A 25,310-nucleotide genomic window follows, 5' to 3' on the forward strand; every position below is an offset into this window, starting at 1 on the left:
GGCTTTTTTCGCCATCCCCTTCCGGCTTTCTGATTTGCGATCAGCGCGGCAGCAGGTTGGTCTTGGCGAGATCGACCACCTCGTCGCCGCGGCCGCTCATCACGGCGCGCAGCACCCACAGGCTGAAGCCCTTGACCTGCTCCAGCGTGATGGTCGGCGGCATCGACAGTTCCTGGGTCGCGGTGACGACGTCGAGCACCGCCGGGCCATCATGCGCGAGCACGTCGCGGATCGCGCCCTCGAGCTCGCCGGGATCCTCCACCCTGACGCCGTGAATACCCATCGCGCGGGCCATCGCCGCGAAATCCGGATTCTTCAGATCGACCCCGGTCTCGATGAAGCCGGCCGCCTTCATCTCCAGCGCCACGAAGCCGAGCACGCTGTTGTTGAAGATCACGACCTTCACCGGCAACTTGGCCTGGGTCAGCGTGATCAGATCGCCCATCAGCATGGCAAAGCCGCCGTCGCCGGACATCGACACCACTTGCCGTCCCGGCTGCGCCGCCTGCGCGCCGATCGCATGCGCCATCGCATTGGCCATCGAGCCGTGCACCCAGGAGCCGACCAGCCGGCGGCGGCCATTCATTTTCAGGTAGCGCGCGGCCCAGATCGTCGGCGTGCCGACGTCGGCGGTGAACACCGCGTCCTCGCTCGCCTGCTCGCTGAGCAGCCGCGCCAGATATTGCGGATGGATCGGTTTCTGGCCCAGCTTGCCGCGGGCGAGATCGTCGAGCCCGGCGCGGGCGTCTTTGTAATGCGCGAGGCTGGCGTCGAGGAACTTGCGATCGGTCTTCGGATTCAGCTTCGGCAGCAGCGCGGCGATGGTCTCGCCGACGTCGCCGACGATGCCGAGGTCGAGCTTGCAGCGACGGCCGAGATTTTCCGGGCGGAGATCGACCTGGGCGATGTTGATGCCGGTCGGGAAGAACTGCTTGTAGGGAAAGTCGGTACCCAGCATCAGCAGCACGTCGCAGCCATGCATGGCGGCATAGCCGGAAGAGAAGCCGATGAAGCCCGTCATCCCGACGTCGTAGGGATTGTCGTACTCGACATATTCCTTGCCGCCGAGCGCATGCACGATCGGGCTCTTCAGCGTCTCGGCGAGCTTGAGCAGGCCGTCATGCGCACCGGCGCAGCCGCGGCCGCAGAACAGCGTGACGCGCCTTGCGCCATTGAGCAGCGCGGCCAGCGCGTTCAGTTCGGCGTCGGCCGGGCGTACCACCGGCACCGGCGGCAGCAGGCCGGCATTCGGCGCGATGTCGCGCTTCGGCGCCGTCCGCATCGCGACGTCGCCCGGCAGCACCAGGACGGCGACGCCGCGCTTGCCGACCGCGGCACGGATCGCGTTCTCCAGCATGTAGGGCAGCTGCGCCGGATCCGACACCAGTTCGCAATAATGGCTGCATTCGCGGAACAGGTCCTGCGGATGGGTTTCCTGGAAATAGCCGCCGCCGATCTCGGCTGACGGAATCTGCGCCGCGATCGCCAGCACCGGCGTGCGGCTGCGATGCGCGTCGAACAGGCCGTTGATGAGATGCAGATTGCCCGGGCCGCAGGAGCCGGCACACACCGCAAGCTCTCCCGTGATCTGGGATTCGGCGGCGGCGGCGAACGCCGCCACCTCTTCGTGGCGCACATGCAGCCAGTCGATCGTCCCGCGCTTGCGCAACGCCTCGGTCAGGCCGTTGAGACTGTCGCCGACGACACCGTAGATGCGCTTCACACCGGCCTGGGCAAGGGTTTCGGCGATGAGGTCGGCGATGTTGTCGATCCGCATGGGGCTTGTCCTTTGGGTGAGATCTGTAGAACCGCGCGGCCGCATGATGTTCGGCAGGATGCAACCGCGCAAGCCTCACCGGATCACAGATTCGCGGGTGCGATCTTGTCCGCTGTTGCTGCCGGTTGGATCGGCCTGCCGGCCATCAACTCGATCTCGGATGCCACAAGATCGGGTGCGGCATACTGCACCATGTGGCCGACGCCGGGCAGCACGATGAGCTTCGCGTTCGGCGCCGTCGCGGCAAGCGGCCGCGAATGGATGCCGGTCGAGACCGTCTTGTCGACGTCGCCCGAAATGATCGTGACCTGTGCCGCGATTTCCGCATAACGCGGGGCCTGCGCGACCACCGCAGCCTTCAGCGTGACGAGGTCGCGCGCATTGGCGATGAATTCGTGCGGCCGCAGCAGGAGCAACGTCTCGCTGTCGCGGATAAAATCGTCCGGCATCGGCTGCGGCGCGAACACGCCGCGGGCGCCCGAATTGGCGATGAGATAACCGAGCGGCAGCGTGACGGTGTGCGCCAGCAACGGGCCGATCAGCGGCGTCGAGATCACGTCATTGGTGCGGCCGGCGCCGCCACGCCAGGGATAGGCGACGGGCGCGAGCAGCACGAGGCCCGCGACACGATCCGGATGATCGAGTGCCATGCGCAGGGCGAGCGCCCCGGCCCAGGAATGCGCCACCACGATCGCCCGGTCGACGCCGATCTTGGTCAGCGCCTCCACGATCATGCGGCCCTGGATCGCCGGCGTCGAATCCGCAACGCGCTCGCGCGTGCTCCAGCCGTGGCCCGGCCGGTCGATCAGGATCACCCGCCTCGTTTTGGCAATGCGATCGCCGAGCGGCTGCATCGCTCGCAGATTGGAGCTTGCGCCATGCAGCATCACGACCGGCGGCCCCGCGGCATCGCGCGGGCCGAGCTCGACCACATGCAGCCGCGCGCCGGCCACATCGACCATGCGGCCCCGTGGCGGAAAGGCACGCTGGATCAGCTGGACGCCGAGCTGTGTCGCCAGCGCCAGCGCCAACCCTGCAGCCGCCAGCGCAATAATCGCAATCAACATCGAAGGGGTCCGGAAGATCCTGGGTAGTTGAAGTGTTCTGGGCACCTGAAATTTACGACGAAGCCGAACCAAGGTTTCGCATGAATTTGGCCCCTGCCCGGGCATGCTCTTGTTCGGAAAGCCAATTGTCGATTTCCCGGCTCCCACCCCGGCGCGGAGTTGTCCACAATGCGCCCAGCCTGTGGATAGCGGGTTCATCCCACCGTCATTAGTAATTCCATAGATTGCCGGTGGCAATTTCGCCATCAGACGCGGGGCTACATCCAGACCGGGACGCGATCGGACTTGTACACGAGATTCACAGGAACCCGCGTCCGCACGACGAGTTCAACGGGAAGTAATCGGAGGAGTACCATGATTTCCGACCCTAGCGATGCGGCCATCGACCAGATCGTGGCGAGTTGCAATGGCGACCTGCGCGGCGCCCTGAAGGCATTGTTGCTCGTGAACGAGCACCTGGAGGCGGAGCTTCAGCAGTTCTATGCTGCCATCGCCCAGGACAGTGCGTCCCGCGGCAAGTTCCTGCACTAGTCTCCTGCGCCGGACCGTATCGCGAGCAAGCACCAAGCTCGCGAGCAACGTGCCCTCTCGCGTCCATCGGATCGCGTCCGCGACCAATCGTACGCAAAATCAGATGTCGCGGCCTTCGACCTTCTCGGTCAGCTGCTTGACGATCTGCGGCACCTTCTCGAGGTAGGGATCGACAGCCAGCGCCTTGCGGAAGGCGTCCAGCGCGCGTTTGTCGTCGCCCATGTCCTGCATGATCATGCCGACGCCTGCCAGCGCACCGAAATGGCGGGGCTCGCGGGTCAAGACCTGTTGCAGGTCCCCCAGCGAACGGACGTAGTCGTTCTTCAGGTAGTAGATCGTCGCGCGCCGATTCCAGGCCTCGACATAGTCGGGCCGGAGCTTGATCACCGCGTCCAGCAGCTTCAACGCCACATCGACATTCTGGGCCTCGAGCGCGGCCTTGGCGCGCACCATCAGCAGCGCTGCGGTATCGCTCGGGGTTTGCAGCCACAGCGCCCAGATCCGCGCCTCGACATGACGGGCGCTGTCCTCATCGGGCGCGGCCTTCAGCGCGCCGAACAGGAAATCCAGCCCGCGGGTGCGATCGGCCGGAACCTTTGGCAGCTTGGTCGGGGCTTCCGGAAGCTTTTTCTGGGCCCTGGGCGGCGGGACCACCCGCGGATCATCCTGCGCAGCGGCGGCGACAGGCAAAGTCAAAACAGCTCCGGCCAGAAGCGCGGCGATCAGGATCGCCAGCCGGCGGTTGCCAAGTCCAAGGAAGTTGAATCCCATGGACGAACTCTAGACGCACAACGCCGCACTGCAAAGCAGCGCGGCGTCAAAGACCTGTGAAGGACAAGACCTGTGAAGGAAAAGTCGGAATCAGCCGGCGATCCGCGCGGGATCAGCCTGCTCGATCAACCCTGGCGCGCCTTGAAGCGGCGCTGGACCTTGTTGATCACGTAGACGCGGCCCTTGCGGCGGACCAGACGGTTGTTGCGATGGCGGCCGCGCAGCGACTTCAGCGAGTTACGGACCTTCATGGGACAATCCTGTTACTTCGAAAGGCCCGTGTTGGAGGCCGTACCTGATCAATGCCGAAAGCTGGCAAAATGGGATTTATCCCGACAAGCGGCCTACCGCCCGGGACGGGGCGGGTTCTAAGCCATCGGACCGTTAAATGTCAACCGAGATGGGCCGGTTTTCGACCATACCCTGCCGCGGAATTGGCGCGCGCCGCCAAGCCACTCCATTGAGATCGCTTCGGAAACGGCGGCGGTGGCGATGATCCGTAGCAAGACCCCGCCGCACTGTCGCGACGGATGAGGGTTTCATCGCGGCCGAATCGGCCCCCCGGGGTCCCGGTATCCCGTGTCCGCCGACCAAACGGGACTTCGCGACCGAATGGAGCGCCGGCCGCGTGCGGGTGCCTTCCAGCCTTCAGGCCGCTTGCGAAGATCGTTATATAGTATAATTATTTTCCATCACCAACAACCACGCCGCCCCGGGGAAGCCGCAATGCCCAAGCTCAAACTGCCTGATATCGAAAAGGTCGTAGCGATCGACATCCACACCCATGCCGAGGAACCGTGCGGCATGCATGGCGACGACGGCTATGACGATTTCCAGGCGCAGATGGCCGACTATTTCAAGTCGCCGCACCAGCATCCGCCGACCGTGCCGGAGACCGCGGCGTATTACCGCGCCAAGAACATCGCCGCGGTGATCTTCCCGGTCGACGCCGAACGCGAGACCGGCTTCCGCCGCTACAAAAATGAGGAGATGCTGGAGATCGCCTCCGATCATCTCGACGTGCTGATCCCGTTCGTCTCGATCGATCCGCACAAGGGCAAGCTCGGCGTGCGCGAGGCGCGCAAGCTGATCGAGGACTACGGCGTCCGCGGCTTCAAATTCCATCCGACCATGCAGGGCTTCTATGCTAACGACCGCATGGCCTATCCGCTCTATGAGGCGATCAATGAGGGCGGCGCGATCGCGCTGTTCCACACCGGCCAGACCGGCGTCGGCTCGGGCATGCCGGGCGGCATGGGGATGCGGCTGAAATATTCCAACCCGATGTACATGGACGACGTCGCGGCGGATTTTCCCGACCTCAAGATCATCCTCGCGCATCCCTCCTTCCCCTGGCAGGAAGAGGCGCTGTCGGTCGCGACCCACAAGCCGAACGTCTATATCGACCTGTCCGGCTGGTCGCCGAAATATTTCCCGCCGATCCTGGTGCGCTACATCAACTCGATTTTGCAGGACAAGATGCTGTTCGGCTCGGACTGGCCGGTGATCACACCGGACCGCTGGCTCGCCGATTTTGCAGAACTCGACATCCGCGAGGAGATCCGCCCCAAGGTCCTGAAGGCCAACGCGCGCAAGATTTTGGGGATTTAGGGCATGATCCGGAAAAGTGTGAAGCGGTTTTCCGGGAAGATCATGCCCAAATTCAAATAAAGAGATGAGATCATGATGCGATTCCGTGGAAGCGCATCATGATCTAAGGGAGTATCATCGGCCGCACGCTTGCGGGGGCGGCCGATGACGAACCGGGCCGGACTTGCCACCCTCCTCGCCGTGCTCCTGGTCGGGAGCGCGGGCGGCAAGCCTGCGGCGGCGGCCGATGCACCTGCCGCTTTGGTCGAGTTCGAAAGCCCGCTCAGCAACGCGCAGCCACTGCAGGGCCTGTTGCGGCGGCCGGAGCGACCGGGTCTCCTGCCCGCCGTGGTGTTGCTGCATGGCTGCAGCGGGCAATGGCGAGAACTCGATGAACGCTGGGGCAAACGGCTCGCGGCCTGGGGCTATGTCACGCTCACCGTGGACCGGTTCGGCCCGCGTGGCATCAGCGACACCTGCACCGGCGGTGTCCCGGCCGCAACGGTTCACGACGCCTATCGCGCGCTGAGCTTCCTGACCCAGCAATCCCTGGTCGATCCGGCACGCATTGCCGTGATCGGCTTCTCGCAAGGCGGATGGCTTGCGCTGCTCTCGGTCGAGCGCGGCGCGATCGAGGTCAACGCGACGGAAAAATTCCGCGCTGCCGTCGCCTTCTATCCGCGCTGCCTCGGCATCAAGGGCGACATGACCGTGCCGACCCTGATCATGGTCGGCGAACTCGACGACTGGACGCCGGCGCAAGAGTGCCGAAACCTGGCGGAAGGCCGTGACGATGACGGCATCTCGCGGCAGCAGGGCCTTGGCTATCCGATCGAACTGATCGTCTATCCGGGCGCCCATCACGATTTTGACGTGCCGCAATATCGCACGCCGGCGCAGATGCTCAGTCATCACCTCGAATTCAACGAGGCCGCCCGGGACCAATCCGTCGACGCACTCAGGAAATTCCTGTATTCGACGATCGGCGGGCAAGAGAGATCACAATGACAATCAAGGCAATCGTCTTCGACGCCTACGGCACGCTCTACGATGTCCAGTCGGTGGCCGAAATCACCGAGGATGCGTTCCCCGGCTATGGCGACATCATCACCCAGGTCTGGCGCCTCAAGCAGCTCGAATATTCCTGGCTGCGCACGCTGATGCGGCGCTACCAGGATTTCGCTGTCGCGACCCGCGACTCCCTCGGCTACACGCTGCGCTGTCTCGGCCTGCAATATGACGAAGCGACCTTCGCGCGCATCATCGACAAGTATCAGCATCTCGCGCTGTATCCGGATGCGGTTGCGGCGCTCGAGGCGATGAAGGACAAGAAGCTCGCGATCCTCTCCAACGGCAGCCCTGCCATGCTGAACGCGCTGGTGCGCAATTCGGGGCTCGACCGCCTGCTCGATGCGACCATCAGCGTCGATGCGCACAAGGTGTTCAAGCCGGCGCCTGAGGCCTACACGCTGATCGAGGAGGTGCTGAAAGTACCGCCCGCGGAGGTGTTGTTCATCTCCTCCAATCCATGGGACGCCTGCGGCGCCAAGTCATTTGGACTCAATGTCGCCTGGATCGAGCGGGTGACGCCGGAGGCGATGGCGCTGGCCTGCGTCGAAAGCGAGACGGTCGCCCCATTGACGATGTTCAAGGCCCTGCGTACCCAGATGGACGAGCTCGGCGTCGTGCCCGATCACCGGATCCACGGTCTGTCCGAGCTGCCTGCCCTGGTGTCCGCCAGATCCTGACGAGCAAGGTCCTGAATAGTATGAGCCTCGAGTCCGTCCGCGCCTTCTTCGCCGAGAAGGCGCCCGATATCACCGTGATCGAATCCGCCGTGAGCTCCGCGACCGTCGCGCTGGCGGCGGAGGCCTATGGCGTCGAGCCGGCGCGGATCGCCAAGACGCTGAGCCTGCGGGTCGGCGATCGCGTGGTGCTGATCGTCGCCGCCGGCACGTCGCGCATGGACAACAAGAAGGTCAAGGCGGCCTTCGGCGGCAAGCCGAAGATGCTCGGCCTCGACGAGGTCGCCGACATCACCGGCCACGAGGTCGGCGGCGTCTGCCCGTTCGGGCTGAAGACGCCGCTGCCGGTCTATTGCGACGTGTCGCTGAAGGCATTCGACGTCGTGGTGCCGGCCGCGGGCTCGACCCACAGCGCGGTGCGCATCACGCCAGACAGAATGGCGGAATTGACCGCGGCCGAATGGGTCGATGTCTGCGAAGTCAAGGCTCCGACAGAGGTCGGCGCCTAGCGATTAGTCGTCATCATCGGGCGACGGCCGCGGCGGCGCGACCGGGGCCGGCTGCATCGGCTGCGGTGCGCGCGGCCGCTGCATCGTCGGCGGCTGCGGTGCGCGGCCCTGCGTCTGCGCCTGCTGTTGCGCATTCGACTCGAACACCGCACGACAGGAACTGCCGAGCAGCGCGGTGTTCTGCCTGAGGCAGGCGACGATCCGGTTGGTGTCGGGAATCTGATCGCTGCACAAGCGCATCACGTCGGGCGTGCATGCCATCTGCTGTTCCCACGTTCCGCGATACTCCTGCGATGACGCCGGCGCCGCAGCGCCAAAGACGACGCCAAAGCCGCCGATCGCGATCGCTAAGCTCAGGACAATCCGCTGCGTCTGCATGCCCAGTGCCCTTATTCGACTAGATTTGATCCGCGCACGCGCGGGTTCCCGCACGGCGATTGCTTCAAACTGGCAAATGAATACGGCCAAGGATCGTTCTTGCGGACAACTAAATGTGAAGCCGCGGTTCCCTACTCGACCTTGCCGATCTTCTTCACCGCCGCGATCAAGCGCGCGCTGTCGTCTGCAACAAATTTTGAAAACTCCGGCGCGTCCAGATAGGCAACCGGACTGCCGGCGGTCTCGAAGGTCCTGATCACCTCGGGCGCCTTCACCGCATCGGCCATCGCCGCGCGGAGCCGCGTCATGATCGGCGCCGGAAGCGCCGACTGCGCGAACAATCCCGCCCAGATGTAGAACTCGACATCCTTGTAGCCGAGCTCCTTGAAAGTCGGCAGATCGGGAAAGCTCGCGATCCGCTCGGCGCCCCAATTGGCGAGCACGCGCATCTTGCCGTCCTCGACCTGCTGCTTGAGCGTGCCCGGCGCCGACGCCAGGGCTTGCACGGTGCCCGACAGCAGTGCGGTGAGCGCGGGGCCCGCGCCGCGGAACGGGATATGCAGCAGCTTGATTCCGGCGCTCGCGGCGAACATCTCCATCGCGACATGCAGCGTGCCGTACGGGCCGGACGAGCCGTAGGGAATCTGTCCCGGGCGCTGCTTCGCATCGTCGACGAACTCCTGCAGCGTCTTCCAGGGCGCCGAGGCCGGCACAGCCAGCAGCGTCGGGTCGGCGAGCACGCGCGCGACCGGCGCGAACTGCGACACCTCATAGGCAACCGGACGATCGAACAGCCGGTCCGCCTCCGGCAGCACCGCGAGCGAGGACAGCGTCATCAGCAGCGTATAGCCGTCGGGCTCGGCGCGGGCGGCCTGCGCGTTGCCGATCGATCCGCCGGCGCCGCCGGCACGGTTATCGACGATCACGGGCTTGCCGAGGACGCGCTCGAGCGCCAGCGCCACCGGCCGCGCCGCGAGGTCGGCCTGGCCGCCGGCCGGAAACGGCACGATCATCGTGATGTTGCGGTTGGGATAAGCAGCTTGTGCAAGCGCGGCGTTGGCGAGCACGCTGTGGGCGAGCGGCAAAGCGGCGGCAGCGCGCAAAAGTTCGCGGCGGTTCATCGAGAGTTTCTCCCCAGGCATCTTTTTGGCGATCGCAACCGATCGCGATGCCGCGGTCAAAGCCGCAGCTTGGCCACATCGTGCAGGAGCGGGACGCCGATCTCAAGCGTCCCGCTGCCGCATCCGATGCGGACTGACCGACGAGGGAGATCGGCCGGCCGGGTCCTAATGCTTGCGCGCCGCCTTCCGCGTCTTTCCAACCGACCGCTTCCTGGCCGCGCCGCGCTTGGTCTCGGTCTTCTTGTTGGCGGCCGCGCGGCGAACCGGGGCGGCTGCGGCCGGACGCTTGCGCGCCACCGCCTTCTTCGGGGCTCTCCTGGCGGTAGTCTTGGCCGCTTTCTTGGCCGCTTTCTTGGCTGCCTTCTTCGCCGCCTTGCCGGCGGCTTGCGGGCGCGATCGGCCGGCCGTCGTTGCGCTCCGGCGCCGCGCGCCGCTTCCGCCGACCGGAACGATATGATCGTCGGAATCCAGCGTGAGTTGCTGAAGCTGATACGCCGGCAGGAAGCTCGGGTCGTTGTAGAGCTTGCTCAGGCTGCCCTGGTCGAACTTGCCGCCCTGCCCGCGATCCTCGCCCGCACCGGCGCGCCAGGCCGCTTCCCAGACCCGGGCCAGGGTCTTGGCGCCGTCCTGCATGCAGGCCGCAGTAGCGTCCTTCAGCTTCGGCCACATCGCCTCGACCTGGCCGCTGCCCATGTGGGAATTGAACAGGTTGACGATAGTCATCGGCGGCAGCCGCTTCACGGTCCGCTGCATCAGCGCGACCACGGCGACCGCAGCGTCGCGGCCGGTCGGCGTTGCGCCCGGCGCAATCTCCGCGACGTCGCTGGTCCGGGCATCGGGGATCATCTTGATGAGATCCTTGCCGTGGCGGCCGATCATCGTGGTCTCGTACACGCTGTGCACCTTGGCGTGCGCCTTGTCGTTCGGATCGAGGCCGTGGTGGAATTGCGAGATGTGCAGCGGCTGGCAGGCATCGCCGATGTAATGCGCGACGATGCCCGCGGCACAGACGAACTCCAGCTTCTTGTTGGCGGCGGCGTACTCGACCATCTCGTCGAAGATCTGCCAGACCCGGAACGGCAACGCGCCGCGGCGGTCCTCGCCGATCCCGTCGTAATAGTCGTTCCAGACCTTCGGATCGACGTTGCGCGTGGACTCCGCGCAAAGATCCAGCAGCGTCTTGCCGTCCTTGCCCGGCTTGTCCATGTCGGCGAAATGGTTGCTTTCATCAGTGTGCCGCGTGAAGCGCCAGACCAGATCGGCGACGTCGGCGAGCGGCGCGAACGCGCCGTGCTGATATGGCTTGAGGTCCTGGAGCAGCTTGTCGTCGAGGCCGATATTGTCGGAATTGGCGTCCATCATGGCCGAGAGCTTGGGCAGCTTCGCATCGATCAGACCGGTCGCGTAGGCGCCGATCTTGACGTGTCCCCATTCGCCCCAATACTCGGTATGGCCGGCGTTCCAGTCGCCGATCAACTCGACATCGAGCTCGCGGCACAGCGTCGCCATGCAGATGCCGAGCGCGACCTGCATCGGCACCTTGCCGCCCGATCCGAACAATTCCTGGCCGCCCCATTCGAGCGCCAACGGACTGAGGATGCGGGCGCCGCCGGCGTTCTTCTTGGCGTCGGGGTCATCGAGAAACCAGACCGTGCCGGAATCGCCGGGATAGTTGTTGAGCGGCGTGTCGCCGTCGCGCGGACCGATCACGAAATCGCTGACATATTCCATGCCGCCGACGGTCTTGTAGCGATAGAACAGGCCGATGATCTTGCCCTTCATCAATCCGCTGGTCGCACCGAAGGCGATCAGCGGCTGATCGATGATGTCGAGGCGGAAGGTGCCGACATTGAGATCGACGACGTCGCCGACCTGGCCGACGCCGTAGACCTGCGCAGTCCAGCCCTTGACGTCGTCGACGCGGATCAGCCCGGCATCGAGATTGGCCACCACGCGCGAGCCCGGCCAGCCGGGATAGACCTCGCTGAAGGCGCGCTTGCCGAGTTGCAGCGCATCGCTGACACCAAGCCGGCGCTCGGTGTTCTTGAAGCCGGCGAAAATCTCGCGACCGGCCGCGCCCACCACGTGACGGTTGGAGAGCGCAAACACCGTCTCGCCATTGGTGACGAGGCAGCCGATCGAGCCGCGATGGATCTTGCCCTGGATCATGGTCTGGACCGGGAAGCCGCCGCCGACCAGATCGCTCTTGAAGACCGGCGGGTCGACCGCAGCTGGGCTATTCTCGTTCGGATCGACCTTGACCACGCAGGTCGGCACGACACGGCCGTCCGGCAAATACAGGAACGGCGGCACCAGCTGGTCCTGCTTCTCGGGATGGTTCTTCAAGTCGGAGCGCTTCATCCAGTCGCGGACGAAGACCAGGATGCAAGGCCACGACCAGTCCTTGACCGACGAATTGAACAGCGTGCGCGGTCCGAGCGCCTGCGGCTTGGAATGGTGCCGCCGTTCGGTCGCATTGCGGTCGTTGTCCCGGATCAGGTAGCGGCCGATCGCCGTGGCGTAGACCGATTGCAGATGAGCCAGATGCACATGATAGGCCTCGCGGGCATCGAGCAGGTCCTTCACCGACAACGACGTGAAATCATGCTTGGTCAGGTCAATCATCTGGTTCCTCCGAAAATGTGCTGTGCGGCAACGGGTTCAGGACACAGAAATAGACGATCGCGCCCGTGCACGATCGTGGGTTAGTTCACACAACTAATACAATTTAAAAGGGATGACACGAATGTGACGGGTCTCGGAGACTGCCGTGGCCGCCTGTGGGCCGTCTCATATTTCCGGTGAGCGCGGCCCGCTATTTCCGCTGCGCGCGGCCCTTGGCGAAATGCCTGGCAAGGAAATCCGCCAGCACCTCGACGCGCGCGGGCCGCGGGCCGCCGGGCGGGGTGACGAGATGCACCGCGCCCTCGGGCTGCTTCCAGCCCTTCAGAATCACCTCGACCTCGCCGCGCGCGATCGCATCGCCGACGATGAAGTCGGGCAGATCGGCGATGCCGAGACCGGCGAGCAGCGCCGGCATCACGGCTTCGCCATTGTTGACCCGCAGCTGGCCGGCGGGACGCACGCTCGCCTGCTCGCCGGAGGCGTTGGTGTAGTGCCAGACGCCCTGGGTCGACAGATAGGCGTAGCCGAAGCATTTGTGCTCGGCGAGATGCATCGGATGGGTCGGCCGGCCGTAGCGCTTCAGGTAGGACGGCGCTGCCACCGTGTAGCGGGGCATGCCGCACAGCCGGCGCGCGATCAGCGAGGAATCCGGCAGCCGCGCGATGCGCAGGCCGGCATCGAAGCCTTCGCCGATCAGATCGACGGTGGCGTCGCTCAGATGCAGGTCGATCGCAACTTCCGGATAGGCCTCCATGAATTCCGGCAGCAGCGGCGCCACCGTCTTGATGCCAAAGCTCATCGGCACCGCGAGCCGCACCAGACCGCGCGGCGTGGTCGACTGCGCCAGCGCCTCGTTCTCGGCGGCCTCGCCATCGGCCAGCAGCCGCGCGGCGCGCTCCGACAATTTCTGGCCGGCATCGGTCAGCGCGAGCCGCCGCGAGGTGCGATTGAACAGCCGGGCGCCGAGCCGCTCCTCCAGCCGGCTGACCGCCTTCGACACCGTCGCCTTGGATAGCGAGAGCTCGGTCGCCGCCGCCGCAAATGACCGTAATTCCACGACTTTCGCGAAGATCGCGAGCCCCTCGAAGTCCGGCAGTTTTGACATGGGCCGCGGTCCTCTTTGCTCATTATTGGAAACAATGAGTTTCAATAGTTTCTATTTCTATACCACAGCCGGAGGCATATCCAAGTGCCATCAAATCCAGTCGCAAGTCCAATTGATGGAGAAATCCAATGACCAAGAAGCTCTCAGGCAAGGTTGCTCTCATCACCGGCGGTTCACGCGGCATCGGCGCGGCCAGCGCCCGTGCGCTCGCTGCGGAGGGCGCCAACGTCGCGATCAGCTACGTCGCCTCTCCCGAAAAGGCCGAAGCCGTGGTTGCCGAGTTGAAGGCCAACGGCGTCAATGCCCGCGCCTACAAGGCTGACCAGGCCTCGTCATCCGATGTCGATCAGTTGGTGAAGAGCGTCGCCCGCGATTTTGGCCGGCTCGACATCCTCGTCAACAACGCCGGTGTCGCATCCGGCGGTGCGGTCGACGATCCGAAGGCCGACACCGCGACGCTCGCCCGTCAGGAGGCCATCAACGTCGACGGCGTGATCACCGCGATCCGCGCTGCCTCGAAGCTGATGGGTGAAGGCGGCCGCATCGTCACCGTCGGCTCGATGCTGGCGGATCGCGCCTCGTTCCCCGGGCTTGCCGACTACGTCGCCAGCAAGGCGGCCGTCGTCGGTTACACCAAGGGCGCGGCGCGCGACCTCGGACCGCGCGGCATCACCGTCAACGTGGTCCAGCCGGGCTCGATCGACACCGACATGAACCCGAAGGACGGCGGCGAGTTTGCCGAAACGCAACGCTTGCAGCACGCGCTGCAGCGCTTCGGCCGCCCGGAGGAAGTCGCGGCGGGGGTCGTGTTCCTGGCCAGCCCGGAAGCGTCCTTCGTGACCGGCACCGTGCTCAACGTCGACGGCGGCTTCGGCGCCTGATCGCGAAATTGATGGAGACGCCGGGCATCAGCGCCCGGCCTGCCTGCAACATCCAAATCAAGGGGAATGACCATGATCGAACTGAAACCATTCGCAACGCTCGGCGGTGCCGACCACGGTTGGCTGAAAGCCAAGCATCACTTCTCGTTTGCGAGCTACTACGATCCCGCCAATGTCAGCCACGGCGCACTGCGCGTCTGGAATGACGACGAGATCGCGCCCAACTCCGGCTTCCCGGCGCATCCGCATGCCAACATGGAAATCATCACCTATGTTCGCGAAGGCGCGATCACCCACCAGGACTCGCTCGGCAACAAGGGACGCACCGAAGCCGGCGACGTGCAGGTGATGAGCGCCGGCAGCGGCATCCGTCACTCCGAGTACAATCTGGAGCCGGCGAAGACCAAGATCTTCCAGATCTGGATCGAGCCGACGACCAAGGGCGGCCAGCCGACCTGGGGCTCCAAGCCGTTCCCGAAGGCGGACCGCTCCGGCAAGCTCGTCACCATCGCCTCCGGTATCGACGGCGACGACGACGCGCTGCCGATCCGCGCCGACGCGCGGGTGCTCGCCACCACGCTGAAGGCCGGCGAGAGCGCGGAATACACCGCCGACAAGGCCCGTCACCTCTATCTGGTGCCGGCGGCCGGCAGCATCGAGGTCAACGGCGTGCGCGTCAATGCACGCGACGGTGCCGCGATCCGCGACGAGGCCAGACTGAAGATCACCGCGCTCGAGGATGCCGAGCTCGTGCTGGTCGACGCGGCCTGATCACCACTCACCCTGCATGCGCGGACCCACGTCCGCGCATGCCCCTCCCCCCTCAAATCATCTTCCCCTGCAAAACCTAAAGGAGGCCATCATGGCCAAGGTTCTCGTGCTCTATTACTCCGCCTACGGTCACATCGAGGCGATGGCGAATGCCGTCGCGGAAGGCGCCCGCGAAGCCGGCGCCACCGTCGACATCAAGCGCGTGCCCGAGCTGGTGCCGGCGGAAGTCGCCAAGGCGTCGTACTACAAGCTCGACCAGGCCGCGCCGATCGCTGAGATCAACGATCTCGCCAATTACGATGCGATCATCGTCGGCACCGGCACCCGGTTCGGCCGCATGGCTTCGCAGATGGCCAACTTCCTCGACCAGGCCGGCGGCCTCTGGGCCAGAGGCGCGCTGAACGGCAAGGTCGGCGGCGCCTTCACCTCGAGCGCGACGCAGCATGGCGGCCAGGAGACCACGCTGTTCTCGATCATCACCAACCTGCTGCATTTCGGCCTGACGGTCGTCGGCCTGAATTACGGCTTTGCCGGCCAGATGAAGCTCGATGAAGTCACCGGCGGCGCGCCCTACGGCGCGACCACGATTACCGGCGGCGACGGCAGCCGCCAGCCCAGCGAGAACGAACTCGCCGGCGCCCGCTACCAGGGCCGCGCGATCGCGGAGACCGCGAAGAAGCTGCACGGCTGAGCTACCCAGGTCGGGTTTCACGCCCGGCCAGATGCTTGCGCAACAGGGCGGCACTCCCAGGCGATTGCCGCCCTATCCGTTGCGTTTGCAAACGCTGGTTCCCGAAGTCATCGGGACCATTTTCGTGGTATGCCGCAAGGCGTCTTGTCGGCGCAGCCGTGAGGTTTGTCATGACCAACACACAGAACACCCGCTGGCCGGAACTGCCGACCGCGGCGTGGCGCGACAGCTGCGCCACGCTCCAGCTCTTCACCCAGATCGCCGGCAAGATCCGGCTGGCGAAGTCGCCCTGGCTCAATCATTCCTGGCACGTCACGCTCTATGTCACGCCGCGCGGGCTGACCACCTCGCCGATCCCCGACGGCGACCGCTCGTTCCAGATCGACTTCGATTTCATCGACCAGACGCTCCGTATCTCGACCAGCGACGGGACCGAGCGGCAGTTCACGCTGGCCGGTCAATCGGTCGCGAGCTTCTACGCGGCGACCATGACGAACCTGAAGGACCTGGGAATCGACGTCGTCATTGACGAGATACCGAACGAAATCGCCGACCCGATCCGGTTTTCGCAGGATACGCAGCATGCCTCCTACGACGCGGATGCGGTGCGACGGTTTCACCAGATCCTTGTCAACTGCGACCGCGTGTTCAAGCAGTTCCGGACCGGCTTTCTCGGCAAGGCGAGCCCGGTGCATTTCTTCTGGGGCAGCTTCGACCTCGCGGTGACGCGCTTCTCCGGCAGGACGGCACCACGACATCCCGGCGGCGTGCCTCATTTGCCCGACGAGGTCGCGCACGAAGCCTATTCGCACGAGGTCAGCAGCGCCGGCTTCTGGCCGGGCGGCGGCGCGATCGATTATCCCGCCTTCTATTCCTACGCCTATCCGGAACCCGCCGGCTATCGCAGCACGCCGGTGCGGCCCGACGCTGCATTCTTCAGCGAGACGCTCGGCGAATTCATCCTGCCCTACGATGCGGTGCGAACGGCTGCGGATCCGGACAAGGCGCTGCTCGAATTCCTGCAATCGAGCTATGAGGCCGCGGCCATCAACGCGAACTGGGACCGTGCCGCGCTGGAATGCGCTCCGGGCCAGGCAGGCGTGGTCCGGGGAGTCTAGCGCCGGCGCGCCGCAGCAACGCTCAATCCTCTTCGCGCGACGGCGTCGCCTTGCCGAGCGCCTGCTTCAGCCGCGCCGAGAGTTTTGGATAGTGGCGCAGCGCCAGCACGGCGCGGTCGCGCAGCGCGCGCGGCTGCCCGCGCCAGCTCAAGGCCGCGCCGAGATCGACCAGCGGCGTCCGCTGCGGCCCGAACCGCCGCTTGTAGCTGTAATTGCCGATCGAGAATTCGAACTCGCGCACACCGTCCCTGTGCAAGGCTTCGATGGTGCGGTCGATGATCAGCCGACCGGGCGAGCATGCCGACCACTTCTCTCCGGCATTGCTGATCCGGATCATGATGTAGCGCGAACCGGTGCGGATACCGAGCAGCGTCGCCACCACTTCGTCACGCGTCGTGAGCGCGGTCATCAGAGCATAGCCGCGACCGGTGCCTTCGCGAACCAGGTCGCGATAGAAGGCAGTGCAATCGGCATTGTCGAGAACGTAGTTGAGCCCAAGGCCCAGCAACCGATCCCCCTGCTGCGCCTCCGTGACCGAAAGCAGCTCCAGCGCTTCATCGGTATCGACAGCGAATTTGAACGCCGCAGACGGCTCGCGCGTGAACACGCGCCAGCTCCGTCCCAGCTCCTTGCGAACCTTACGGTCCAGCTCGTAGCGCCAGGCATTGTAGTCGTCGCCGACCGTCAGCAGATTGCCGTTGACGACCGACGGGCCGACGCCGTCGAGCAGCGCCAGTGGATTGGCGCGCGCCGCGAGCTTGAGCGGCATCTTGCGAAACCGAACGAGATCGGCGCCGCCGTCGACCTCGCGCAGCGCAGCCTGCAGATCGCGCCAGAATTGCCATGCAGCCAGGTCGTCGCGCGGCGCGGCAGGGCCGAGAATGGGCGCATTGAAGTCGGTGAGGTTGAGGTCGGCGAATTCGACGATGCGAAGGCCGACCTGCCGGTGACGGATCAGCGGCAGCAGCGCCGCCCGCTCGCCGGTCGCGGCATCGCTGACGAGCGCGATCAACGGCTCGACGCCGTCGGTCGACGCGAAGGCCCGGTACCACGACGCATACCATTGCGGATGCTGGAACGCGGTGAGCGGCTCGAAGGCCCCCCAGCGGGCGGCCGCCTGCGCCCAATCGTAAACCAGCTCGACGCGATAGCCGATTGCATAGGACGCGACCCGCGCCCCGAATTTCTCTACCGCTGTCGTCAAGACTGTCATGTCAGTACCTGCTGCCGGCGCAAGCTCGCTTACGCCGCTTCCAATGCCGCCTTGGGCAGATCGACGATCTTGCCGAGATCGCTCTCGTCAAGACGGAAGTCGATCGGGCGGCGCACCGCGCGCTCGCGCTTCACCCATTTGCTGTCACGCAGCAGCTTCTGCATCACCTGCTTGGCCAAGAACGTCGGGCCTCGGATGCTGCGGCTGCGCGGCGTATAGCCGAAGCGATGGCGCAGCATGCCGTTGGCGAGATGCAGGATCTGGGCACGGCGGATGTCGTCGTTCACATAGGAGATCGTCATCGAGATGTTGACGGTGTCGAGGTTCTCGACGCGATGCGGCGCGTTGAGCGGCCAGTTCAGCATCTGGCCGGGCTCGAGATCGATCACCTGCGCGTGCCAGTCGAACCAGGGCTCGTAGGGGATATCGACCTCGACATCGAACAACGCGATGCTCTCCAGATGCTCGGGCCGGATGAACGGCTGGGTGTTGGGATAGATGTAGACCCGCTTGCGGCCGGCGATCTGGACCAGGCCCTGTCCCGGCAGATCGGCATGGTAGTACACCTGCGCATCGGGCGACGAGATCAGGATGCCGGCCTGATGCGTCGGCGCGTCGAAGCCCGGAACCTTGGCTGCGATCTCGCCGAACATCTGCTCTATCATGTCGCGGTAACGGCGATCGACCGCGGTGACGTTGCGCAGGTTGAGCCACAGGCCGCCGCGCGAAATCGCCTCGATCACCTGATGGCCGCGCAGCCGGCCGATCTCGCCCTCGCGCCAGACCCGGCTCGAGCCCTTGGCGCCGGTCTTGACCAGGCTGTAATGCTCGCGCGGATAGTGCTCGATCAGCTTCGCGAGATCGTCCATCGAGAACGCCGGCCGCTGGTGCATGGTGTGCTCGAGCCGGATCGGCTGATGGCTCCAGAGCTTGGAATGGCTGTCATCCCAATTCGCGAAGATCTTGCCCGTCGTCATGGTCGCGCTCCTGGCTGCTGCGCCGTTCCGCTTCATCCGATGTCCCGTTCCGGGACGAACTGGCAGCTCTTGCGCAAAGCTTGGCAAGAACGGTGCCGTCACGTATGCGCGCGGGGTTACCCAAAGCTAATGTCTCGCCGATATGGCTAACCGCGACCTCGTCCGGGACCCACGTCGCCTAAACCATCGAGCACGATGAGAAAAAAGACCCGATATCGCGCGCTGTTTCTCGGCGCCGGGCCGCAGATGCACTGCGGCGTCGGGCAATTCACCCGCCTGTTGCAGGAGACGATCGAGAAGATCGAGCCCGGCGCTAGCACGGCGTTAACCCTGACGCAGACCGACGGTGCGATCGGCGAGATCTGGCGCGCCGTCGGCGCCGCCGACTGCGTGATCTGCAACTTCCCGATCGTGGCCTGGAAACGCGTGATCGCGCGGCCGCTGCTCGCGCTGCTGTTCGCCCGGCTGCGCCGTCGCAAGGTTGTCCTGATTCAGCACGAATGGGCCGGCCTCAACGGCATCCGCCGGCTGACCTATATCCCCGCGCTATGGCTCGCCAACACCATCGTGATGTTCTCGCCGCTGGTGCGCCGCGAGCTCGCCGACGATCCGGTCATGCGCGGCATGGTGCGAAAATGCGTGCTGGCGCCGCTGCCCCCGAACATCGCGGCGCCCGCCGGCTTCGCGGATTCGATGCTGCTGCATCGGCTCGTCGCCGCACGTGGCGATGGCCAGCTCATCGTCGGCCATTTCGGCTCGATCTATCCCGGCAAGCAGCCGAATGGATTGCTCGAGATCGGCGCGATCCTGAAACAGCGCGGCTTGCGGCCGCTGATCGTCTATGTCGGCTCGTTCATCCGCGGCGTCGACAACACCGAGCAAAAATTCTATGCCCGCGTCGCCGAGCTCGGATTGAAGGGCGACGTGGTCGTCTCCGGCTATGTCGCCTCCGATCACGAGGTGTTCGGCCTGCTCGGCGAAATCGACGTGTTCTGCTACTCGCTGGCGGAAGGCCTGACCGCGCGGCGGTCGAGCATCCTGGCCTGCGTGCAGTCCGGCCGGCCGCTGATCGTCACCGGCCCCGCATTGCCGGACGAGTTCGACCACCATCCGCGCTTCAAGGAGCTGATCGACCGCGGCGCCATCCTGCTGGTGCCGCGCGGCGCCGAGAGTGCTGTATATGCCGACCGTATCGTCACCGCATTGAAGCGGCCTACCGTGCCGGTGCCATTCGATTTCGACGGCTGGTGGACCGATGTCGCCAAGGCGATCCGCGCCGAGCTTTAGAAAGCGCTTTCGGTCCGCATCCGGAACCGGGCCAGATAATGCAACCCGAACACCGCGATCAGAAACGTCACCCAGATCGTGTCGGCGCGGTCGAGGAAAAAGCTCTCCATCGACGACAGATAGAGGCCGAACAGCCAGATCCGCAGGAACAGCAGCGTCAGTGGCGTGTCGTTGCCGCCGAGATCGGCGGCCTGGAAGTCACGCAGCGGCTTGACGACGACAGCGGCGATCAACAGCACGAGGCCCGGCAAGCCGGTGCCGAGCGCTGTGTCGAGATAACCGTTATGACTGTGCGAGGCATAGCCCGCCCACTCCTTGCCTTCCTGCAGATTCTGGATCGCGTTGGTGCCCCAGAACGACTCGAAGCCGTAGCCGGTCCATAGCCGCTGGTGCAGCGAGTCGAGGGCGAAAGCCCAGATGTCGGCGCGGCCGGTAAAGGAAGTGTCGAGCGGCAGCAGGTTGGCGATCGCATCCAGCGTGTCGCTCATCACCGTCCCGACGCTCAGCAGGTTGAGCAGCAGCAGCGGCGTCAGCAGCAGCAGCGCACGACCCCAGAGCGAGCGGATCACCGGCATCAGCGACGTCAGCATCAGCACGGCGACGCACAGCACGACCGCGCTCTTGCCGGCGGTGAAGAACAGGAACACCGCGGCAAGCCCGGTCACGGCGATACCCGACAGCCAGCCGCCGGCGCGCAGCAGATAGACGCCGAGAAAGATCAGCATCGCCATCATCGCGGCGGCGACGTTCTTGTGGCCGAACGCACCGCGCCAGTTGCCGGCCAGCGCCGGCTCCTGCGGATCGGTAGCCTGGTGGATCGACAGATGCGGCGCCAGGAAGACGCCGATGTAGCAGGTGACGAGCAGGACCAGCGCGGCAATGCTGAACCAGCGCATCAACTCGCCCTGCGACTTCGGCAGCAACAGCAGCGTCGCCGTCACCACGATGACGAACCCCGACAGCGCCAGTCGCTTCAGCGAGGTGGCCGGATCGAACGAGAATACGACGGTGACGCAGATCCAGGCCGCAAACAGCAGGAAGGCCGGCGTCAACAGCGATTTCAGCGCCGGCAGATTGTCTCGCACGGTCAGCGCCAGCATCGCGACCATCAGCACGCCGAACAGGCCGTAGAGAAACGCCTCCCTGCCCGACGTCACCTCACCGACATAGAAGCCGCTCAGATCCTCGAACGGATGCAGCGAGATCCAGACCAGCAGAAGGATACCGACGAAGAAGGCGCAGCGGACGATATCCATCACCGGCCGGCGCGCGATGTCGGCGATCAGCGCCCGGCTCTCCGCGGTGACGGACAAGTCGCTCACGCGGCGATCTTCGACGCCGCGTAGGGCTGCGGCTCGATGCCGAGCACCGCGAGCGCGCTGCCGATGGCGACCACCATCGGGTGCATCGCGATCACGGCCTGGTGCTCGCGCAGCACGATGCGCGTGAACCGATACAGCGAGAACGGCACCAGGCCGAACATCTTGGCCTTCACCGCCGCGCGTGACCACACGGTCTGTGCCGCCTTGCGCTCGATGTGATAGTTGATCGCGCCGATCCGCAGGCCGCGCCGCACGATCCAGCCGAGATTGGTGCGGGTCGAGGGAACGGTCTCGCTGATCACGGCCTCGGTCACCCAGAAGAAGCGGAAGCCGGCGCGGCGCGCCCGCGCGAAGAAATCGTGGTCGCCGCCGCCGAGGAAGTTGAACCGCAGGTCGAAGGCGGGCTGTCCGAGCCTCTCGAACACCGCGCGCCGGATCAGGCAGTTGCCGCAGCCATAGATCACCGGAACGGGACCGCTGGCATGATAGGCCGGCGCGAAGGCCGGATGGCGCTTGAGGCCGCCCTTGTGCTTGTCATCGAAATTCGGCCACACCGGCCCGCCGATGATCGCGGCACCGGAGCTCTCGGCCGCCTGCACCATCCGTTCCAGCCAATCCGGCGAGGCGACCTCGTCGTCGTCGATCATCAGGAAGTTTTGCGCGTTCGGAAAGGTTTCCAGCGCGGTCTCGAACGCCGCGTTGATCGCCTGGCAATTGCCCTGCCGGGGTTCGACGATGCAGACGCCGCGGAGCTCGCCGGAATTGAGAAGCTCGGCCGCGACCGGCGCGCTCTCGCAGTGCGCGGCGTCATTCTCGACCACGACGATCGCGAATCTGCGTTCGGTGCGCTGGGCCGCGATGGAGTCCAGCGTCAGCCGCAGGTGCTTCGGCCGGCGGAAGCTCGGAATGCAGATGACGGTCTCGACGGAGCAATCAAGCGCCGGTGACGTCGTCACCCAGGCGCGGTCGGCTACAGCAAGCTCGGTCGACATCTCGATGCCCTCCTGGCAATCGCGATCCGCGAAACACGCATCATCCCGGCACGGATCGGAATGGGACATGGCCGTCCCAAAGTGACCGGCACGCGCGGCAATACGGACGCGGAGCGAACGTTACGGCTGGCTCATGGCAAAATCCGCTCCAGAGCGGACCCGCGTTACCGCAACTTCGTCGCAAGGTTAATTTGAAGTCGAACGAAGCGATTTGCCGCGGAAAACAGCTACGTGAGTGGCGCGGCCTCGCGATCGGGGCAGCGTCGTTAGCCGATCCTTAGGGTTAAGAGCCGCCACGCGCGCGTGCCGCCTGTTTCGCGCTTCAGCTGGCATTCAATTTGCTGATCAACCCATAAATCTCCGATTGATCCGGTCGCAACAACACAAAACACTGCCTGAGGTTCACCTTGAAAGCGCTCGACCTCGTCTCGCTCGGCACCAAGCACGTCCGCAACGCCCTCTCGGAAGAGCTCTATCTGCGTACCGGACGCGACGTCACGCGCCCGGCCGCGATCTTCGCGGAGGTGGTCGAACGCTGCAATTACAAGTGCCGCTATTGCGACTACTGGCGCCGCCCGAACTATCGTGACGAGATGACGATCCCGGAGTGGCAGCGTGCGCTCGCGAGCCTGAAGGAATTCATCGGCGCCTATCATGTCGAGTTCGCCGGCGGCGAGCCGTACATCAAGAAGGGCTTTCTCGACCTGCTGCGGTTCTGCCGCGACAACGACATTCACTGGGGCGTCACCACCAATGGCGGCGCCTATCTGAACAAGAAGATCGTGGCGCAAACCGTCGAGGCGCATCCGTTCAACATCAACATCTCGATCGATTCCACCGATCCGGCGATCCACAACTATTCGCGCGGCGTCGACAACTCGCTGGCGGACATCGTGCAGGGCATCCGCAATGTCGCCGAGCAGCGCCGTGCCGAAGGGCTGGACTTTCCGATCATCATCAAGCCGGTGGTGCACCGGCTGAACTTCCGCCGCCTGCCCGAGATGGTCGACTGGATCCAGGAGATCGGCGCCACCGCGCTGAGCTTCCAGCCCGTCGAGCAGGGCACCCAGGAGGTCGAGGACGAGTTGTGGATCGGCGAAGGCGAGCTGGACGATCTCATCAAGGTCCGCGACGAGCTGTTGCGGTTGAAGCGCGAGGGCGCGCCGATCCTCAACGGCGAGGCGGTCCTGCGGGCCTGGCCGAACCATTTCCGCCGCGAGAAGGCGCCGAAGGAAGTGATGCCCTGCCGGGTCGGTATGCGCAACTACTTCATCCGCTCCGACGGCCGCCTCGAAGTATGCTGGTTCTTCAAGCCGATCGGCAACGTGCGTACCCAGACCGCACGCGAGATCTGGTACAGTGAGGAAGCGCAGGCCCGCCGCAAGGAGACCATTGCTTGCGACAAGCTCTGCCTGTTCACCTGCCTCGCGCAGCGCACGCTGCAGGACAAGCTGAAGATGGGCCTGACATTGCTGACCAACACCAAGGCGGCCTGACGCAGCAGCAAGGAAATGGAGGAGCCCGATCAGTCCAGTGGACGGATCGGGCTTTTTCTTCAGCGCGGTCGATCAGCCCGCGAACAGTTTCCGGAACAGGCCGGCGGATTGCGGAAACTGGCCGTTGTCGATCTGCGTCGGCCACAGCCCGTCGACATCGAAATAGGCCGCATAGGCGATCGCAGCCTGGTTGGCGGCGAACCAGTCGTGCATCTGCTGGATAAAAAACGCGTTGTCGCCGGACTGGCCGACGCCCCATTCCGGATAGCTCATCAGCTTACGATGGCTCGCCGCGAACGTGCGCTGCCATTCGAGACCGAAAGGTGCCTTGAGATAGGAATTGGTCCAGCGCTCCGCCGCGCTGGCTTCCGATTTGAAATCGTAGACGTCGAGGCCGATAGTATCGACGACATCATCGCCGGGATAGGCGGCGTCGGCCGGCATGTCCTGAGGGCCCCAACCCGGGCACCAGTCGAATCTGAAGCTGCCGGAGCGAGCGCGGAAGATCCCGACCACGCGGCGGAACGCCTTGATGTAGTCGCCCTCGTGTCCCCTGGCGAACCAGCCCATGTTGGAGATGTTCATCTCCCAGCCGAGGCGGATGATCGCCTTTGGATGGGCTTCTCCGATCGCGCGCGCGGCCGCATCGAACTCGGCGTCATGCAGCCCGCCTGCGACGTCGGCCAGCGGCGTGCCTGACATGGTGAGCGGCACCGACCAGACCAGATTGCGCGCCGGATTGAGCTTCTTCCAAAGCCCCGGCACCCAGTTCAGCTTATGAAAGTCATCCCAATCGTTCTGGCCGTAGAAATCGACGCCCGGCACCGACGAGCGCGGCCGATTGAGCCATTTTTCCCAGCCTTGCAGCATGTGCTCGCGGCCGGTCTCGCCCCAATTCACGAAGGCGCCGGCGAACCGCGCCGAATTCGCGCCGAGCCGCGACCGGGCTGACGGCGCGGCCCACGCGGCCGGCAGTCCGCCGACCGCTAGCGTCGCAATTGCGATGACGCCACGTCGCGTGATTCCGCGATCAATCGGCATTGTGCGCTCCGACGATCTTGCACGCGGCGCGCGTACCAAAAGCGCACAGCGCCGACAGCAAGGCTGTCTCGAAATGGACTGATGGTGCGGCCGGCCGTTCGCCCGCGCCGTCGACCAGTCGGAAATGCCACCGAATCCGCATACGCACCCACCTGCGCCGACCGTGTCGGCAATCAAGGCACGAACACTGCAATATCCGGGCAAGATCGCGATCCAGCGGCAAAATCTCGCAGCCGAACGATGGCTTCCGATCCGTTAACCGCCGCAGCGCATCGCCATTAACCGATGATTAACCATCAGCG

The 25,310-nt window shown here is 65.0% G+C and carries 24 protein-coding genes; 11 read left to right on the top strand and 13 right to left on the bottom strand.

All coding sequences use genetic code 11. From position 1 onward, the window contains the following. Positions 1–40 precede the first annotated feature (40 nt). Both poxB and BRSPCE3_RS27275 read right to left on the bottom strand, forming a co-directional pair. Entirely contained in the window at positions 41–1,777 is a 1,737-nt protein-coding gene (gene poxB, locus BRSPCE3_RS27270; protein ID WP_244069411.1) for a ubiquinone-dependent pyruvate dehydrogenase, read from the bottom strand. Positions 1,778–1,860: 83 nt separating this feature from the next. Further along, positions 1,861–2,838 carry an alpha/beta fold hydrolase gene (locus BRSPCE3_RS27275; RefSeq protein ID WP_244069504.1) on the bottom strand — a complete coding sequence of 326 codons (978 nt, stop codon included), beginning with the start codon at positions 2,836–2,838 and terminating at the stop codon, positions 1,861–1,863. Between the two features lie 360 nt (positions 2,839–3,198). Between BRSPCE3_RS27275 and BRSPCE3_RS27280 the strand changes: the two genes are divergently transcribed. Beyond that, on the top strand, positions 3,199–3,375 hold the full coding sequence (locus BRSPCE3_RS27280; RefSeq protein ID WP_167350153.1) for a hypothetical protein: 177 nt from the start codon (positions 3,199–3,201) through the stop codon (positions 3,373–3,375). 99 nt (positions 3,376–3,474) lie between these two features. Here BRSPCE3_RS27280 and BRSPCE3_RS27285 read toward each other — a convergent pair whose 3' ends face one another. Continuing rightward, on the bottom strand, positions 3,475–4,146 hold the full coding sequence (locus BRSPCE3_RS27285; protein ID WP_244069412.1) for a tetratricopeptide repeat protein: 672 nt from the start codon (positions 4,144–4,146) through the stop codon (positions 3,475–3,477). Positions 4,147–4,271: 125 nt separating this feature from the next. Then, positions 4,272–4,397 carry a type B 50S ribosomal protein L36 gene (gene ykgO, locus BRSPCE3_RS27290; protein ID WP_002718645.1) on the bottom strand — a complete coding sequence of 42 codons (126 nt, stop codon included), beginning with the start codon at positions 4,395–4,397 and terminating at the stop codon, positions 4,272–4,274. Positions 4,398–4,872: 475 nt separating this feature from the next. On the opposite strand from ykgO, the gene BRSPCE3_RS27295 reads away from it, so the two are divergent. The 4 genes from BRSPCE3_RS27295 to BRSPCE3_RS27310 all read left to right on the top strand — a co-directional run bounded on the left by BRSPCE3_RS27295 (position 4,873) and on the right by BRSPCE3_RS27310 (position 7,990). Then, complete coding sequence (locus tag BRSPCE3_RS27295; protein ID WP_244069413.1) at positions 4,873–5,757, top strand: amidohydrolase family protein; 885 nt, start codon at positions 4,873–4,875, stop codon at positions 5,755–5,757. 144 nt (positions 5,758–5,901) lie between these two features. Then, positions 5,902–6,744, top strand: a complete 843-nt coding sequence (locus BRSPCE3_RS27300) for a dienelactone hydrolase family protein (protein WP_244069414.1) — start codon at positions 5,902–5,904, stop codon at positions 6,742–6,744. Next, positions 6,741–7,484, top strand: a complete 744-nt coding sequence (locus BRSPCE3_RS27305) for a haloacid dehalogenase type II (protein ID WP_244069416.1) — start codon at positions 6,741–6,743, stop codon at positions 7,482–7,484. The genes BRSPCE3_RS27300 and BRSPCE3_RS27305 overlap by 4 nt, the downstream gene beginning before the upstream one ends. A gap of 20 nt (positions 7,485–7,504) precedes the next feature. Then, positions 7,505–7,990, top strand: a complete 486-nt coding sequence (locus BRSPCE3_RS27310; RefSeq protein WP_244069418.1) for a YbaK/EbsC family protein — start codon at positions 7,505–7,507, stop codon at positions 7,988–7,990. Between the two features lie 3 nt (positions 7,991–7,993). Here the strand turns inward: BRSPCE3_RS27310 and BRSPCE3_RS27315 are convergent, their stop codons facing one another. The 4 genes from BRSPCE3_RS27315 to BRSPCE3_RS27330 form a co-directional block, all read right to left on the bottom strand. Next, positions 7,994–8,368, bottom strand: a complete 375-nt coding sequence (locus BRSPCE3_RS27315) for a hypothetical protein (RefSeq protein ID WP_244069419.1) — start codon at positions 8,366–8,368, stop codon at positions 7,994–7,996. 131 nt (positions 8,369–8,499) lie between these two features. Continuing rightward, on the bottom strand, positions 8,500–9,489 hold the full coding sequence (locus tag BRSPCE3_RS27320) for a tripartite tricarboxylate transporter substrate binding protein (RefSeq protein ID WP_244069420.1): 990 nt from the start codon (positions 9,487–9,489) through the stop codon (positions 8,500–8,502). A gap of 165 nt (positions 9,490–9,654) precedes the next feature. Next, entirely contained in the window at positions 9,655–12,114 is a 2,460-nt protein-coding gene (locus BRSPCE3_RS27325; RefSeq protein ID WP_244069421.1) for a hypothetical protein, read from the bottom strand. A gap of 190 nt (positions 12,115–12,304) precedes the next feature. Continuing rightward, positions 12,305–13,219, bottom strand: coding sequence for a LysR family transcriptional regulator (locus BRSPCE3_RS27330; protein ID WP_244069422.1), 915 nt, complete (start codon positions 13,217–13,219; stop codon positions 12,305–12,307). Between the two features lie 128 nt (positions 13,220–13,347). On the opposite strand from BRSPCE3_RS27330, the gene BRSPCE3_RS27335 reads away from it, so the two are divergent. From BRSPCE3_RS27335 to BRSPCE3_RS27350, 4 genes are all read left to right on the top strand, one after another. Further along, the gene (locus tag BRSPCE3_RS27335; RefSeq protein WP_244069424.1) at positions 13,348–14,100 is read left to right on the top strand and encodes an SDR family NAD(P)-dependent oxidoreductase; all 753 of its coding nucleotides are present in this window, start codon (positions 13,348–13,350) and stop codon (positions 14,098–14,100) included. A 72-nt stretch (positions 14,101–14,172) separates the two neighbouring features. Beyond that, positions 14,173–14,871, top strand: a complete 699-nt coding sequence (locus tag BRSPCE3_RS27340) for a pirin family protein (protein ID WP_244069426.1) — start codon at positions 14,173–14,175, stop codon at positions 14,869–14,871. Between the two features lie 91 nt (positions 14,872–14,962). Beyond that, positions 14,963–15,562: an NAD(P)H:quinone oxidoreductase gene (wrbA, locus tag BRSPCE3_RS27345; protein WP_244069427.1), complete on the top strand. Its 600-nt coding sequence runs from the start codon at positions 14,963–14,965 to the stop codon at positions 15,560–15,562. 170 nt (positions 15,563–15,732) lie between these two features. After that, a complete protein-coding gene (locus BRSPCE3_RS27350) occupies positions 15,733–16,680 on the top strand; it encodes a DUF5996 family protein (RefSeq protein ID WP_244069428.1) in 948 nt (315 codons plus the stop codon). 22 nt (positions 16,681–16,702) lie between these two features. Here the strand turns inward: BRSPCE3_RS27350 and BRSPCE3_RS27355 are convergent, their stop codons facing one another. Both BRSPCE3_RS27355 and BRSPCE3_RS27360 read right to left on the bottom strand, forming a co-directional pair. Continuing rightward, positions 16,703–17,893, bottom strand: coding sequence for a GNAT family N-acetyltransferase (locus BRSPCE3_RS27355; RefSeq protein WP_244069429.1), 1,191 nt, complete (start codon positions 17,891–17,893; stop codon positions 16,703–16,705). Positions 17,894–17,922: 29 nt separating this feature from the next. Continuing rightward, positions 17,923–18,870 carry a cupin-like domain-containing protein gene (locus BRSPCE3_RS27360; protein ID WP_244069430.1) on the bottom strand — a complete coding sequence of 316 codons (948 nt, stop codon included), beginning with the start codon at positions 18,868–18,870 and terminating at the stop codon, positions 17,923–17,925. Between the two features lie 195 nt (positions 18,871–19,065). On the opposite strand from BRSPCE3_RS27360, the gene BRSPCE3_RS27365 reads away from it, so the two are divergent. Further along, positions 19,066–20,157: a hypothetical protein gene (locus tag BRSPCE3_RS27365; protein WP_244069431.1), complete on the top strand. Its 1,092-nt coding sequence runs from the start codon at positions 19,066–19,068 to the stop codon at positions 20,155–20,157. Here BRSPCE3_RS27365 and BRSPCE3_RS27370 read toward each other — a convergent pair. Together BRSPCE3_RS27370 and BRSPCE3_RS27375 are read right to left on the bottom strand one after the other, a co-directional pair. After that, entirely contained in the window at positions 20,154–21,479 is a 1,326-nt protein-coding gene (locus BRSPCE3_RS27370; RefSeq protein WP_244069433.1) for an O-antigen ligase, read from the bottom strand. The genes BRSPCE3_RS27365 and BRSPCE3_RS27370 overlap by 4 nt on opposite strands. Next, the gene (locus BRSPCE3_RS27375; protein WP_244069434.1) at positions 21,476–22,471 is read right to left on the bottom strand and encodes a glycosyltransferase family 2 protein; all 996 of its coding nucleotides are present in this window, start codon (positions 22,469–22,471) and stop codon (positions 21,476–21,478) included. Before BRSPCE3_RS27375 ends, BRSPCE3_RS27370 begins: the two co-directional genes overlap by 4 nt. Positions 22,472–22,878: 407 nt before the next feature. On the opposite strand from BRSPCE3_RS27375, the gene BRSPCE3_RS27380 reads away from it, so the two are divergent. After that, entirely contained in the window at positions 22,879–23,967 is a 1,089-nt protein-coding gene (locus tag BRSPCE3_RS27380; protein WP_244069435.1) for a radical SAM protein, read from the top strand. Between the two features lie 72 nt (positions 23,968–24,039). Here BRSPCE3_RS27380 and BRSPCE3_RS27385 read toward each other — a convergent pair whose 3' ends face one another. Then, entirely contained in the window at positions 24,040–25,008 is a 969-nt protein-coding gene (locus BRSPCE3_RS27385; protein ID WP_244069436.1) for a hypothetical protein, read from the bottom strand. Positions 25,009–25,310 lie beyond the last annotated feature (302 nt).

The sequence above is a fragment of the Bradyrhizobium sp. Ce-3 genome (genome assembly GCF_022835695.1).
In the GTDB taxonomy this organism is placed as follows: domain Bacteria; phylum Pseudomonadota; class Alphaproteobacteria; order Rhizobiales; family Xanthobacteraceae; genus Bradyrhizobium.

Excerpts from the sequence above, each read along its gene's own strand:
- poxB (WP_244069411.1), bottom strand. The coding sequence starts at position 1,777 with ATGCGGATCGACAACATCGCCGACCTCATCGCCGAAACCCTTGCCCAG.
- BRSPCE3_RS27280 (WP_167350153.1), top strand. The coding sequence starts at position 3,199 with ATGATTTCCGACCCTAGCGATGCGGCCATCGACCAGATCGTGGCGAGT.
- BRSPCE3_RS27285 (WP_244069412.1), bottom strand. The coding sequence starts at position 4,146 with ATGGGATTCAACTTCCTTGGACTTGGCAACCGCCGGCTGGCGATCCTG.
- ykgO (WP_002718645.1), bottom strand. The coding sequence starts at position 4,397 with ATGAAGGTCCGTAACTCGCTGAAGTCGCTGCGCGGCCGCCATCGCAAC.
- BRSPCE3_RS27295 (WP_244069413.1), top strand. The coding sequence starts at position 4,873 with ATGCCCAAGCTCAAACTGCCTGATATCGAAAAGGTCGTAGCGATCGAC.
- BRSPCE3_RS27300 (WP_244069414.1), top strand. The coding sequence starts at position 5,902 with ATGACGAACCGGGCCGGACTTGCCACCCTCCTCGCCGTGCTCCTGGTC.
- BRSPCE3_RS27305 (WP_244069416.1), top strand. The coding sequence starts at position 6,741 with ATGACAATCAAGGCAATCGTCTTCGACGCCTACGGCACGCTCTACGAT.
- BRSPCE3_RS27310 (WP_244069418.1), top strand. The coding sequence starts at position 7,505 with ATGAGCCTCGAGTCCGTCCGCGCCTTCTTCGCCGAGAAGGCGCCCGAT.
- BRSPCE3_RS27315 (WP_244069419.1), bottom strand. The coding sequence starts at position 8,368 with ATGCAGACGCAGCGGATTGTCCTGAGCTTAGCGATCGCGATCGGCGGC.
- BRSPCE3_RS27320 (WP_244069420.1), bottom strand. The coding sequence starts at position 9,489 with ATGAACCGCCGCGAACTTTTGCGCGCTGCCGCCGCTTTGCCGCTCGCC.
- BRSPCE3_RS27325 (WP_244069421.1), bottom strand. The coding sequence starts at position 12,114 with ATGATTGACCTGACCAAGCATGATTTCACGTCGTTGTCGGTGAAGGAC.
- BRSPCE3_RS27330 (WP_244069422.1), bottom strand. The coding sequence starts at position 13,219 with ATGTCAAAACTGCCGGACTTCGAGGGGCTCGCGATCTTCGCGAAAGTC.
- BRSPCE3_RS27335 (WP_244069424.1), top strand. The coding sequence starts at position 13,348 with ATGACCAAGAAGCTCTCAGGCAAGGTTGCTCTCATCACCGGCGGTTCA.
- BRSPCE3_RS27340 (WP_244069426.1), top strand. The coding sequence starts at position 14,173 with ATGATCGAACTGAAACCATTCGCAACGCTCGGCGGTGCCGACCACGGT.
- wrbA (WP_244069427.1), top strand. The coding sequence starts at position 14,963 with ATGGCCAAGGTTCTCGTGCTCTATTACTCCGCCTACGGTCACATCGAG.
- BRSPCE3_RS27350 (WP_244069428.1), top strand. The coding sequence starts at position 15,733 with ATGACCAACACACAGAACACCCGCTGGCCGGAACTGCCGACCGCGGCG.
- BRSPCE3_RS27355 (WP_244069429.1), bottom strand. The coding sequence starts at position 17,893 with ATGACAGTCTTGACGACAGCGGTAGAGAAATTCGGGGCGCGGGTCGCG.
- BRSPCE3_RS27360 (WP_244069430.1), bottom strand. The coding sequence starts at position 18,870 with ATGACGACGGGCAAGATCTTCGCGAATTGGGATGACAGCCATTCCAAG.
- BRSPCE3_RS27365 (WP_244069431.1), top strand. The coding sequence starts at position 19,066 with ATGAGAAAAAAGACCCGATATCGCGCGCTGTTTCTCGGCGCCGGGCCG.
- BRSPCE3_RS27375 (WP_244069434.1), bottom strand. The coding sequence starts at position 22,471 with ATGTCGACCGAGCTTGCTGTAGCCGACCGCGCCTGGGTGACGACGTCA.
- BRSPCE3_RS27385 (WP_244069436.1), bottom strand. The coding sequence starts at position 25,008 with ATGCCGATTGATCGCGGAATCACGCGACGTGGCGTCATCGCAATTGCG.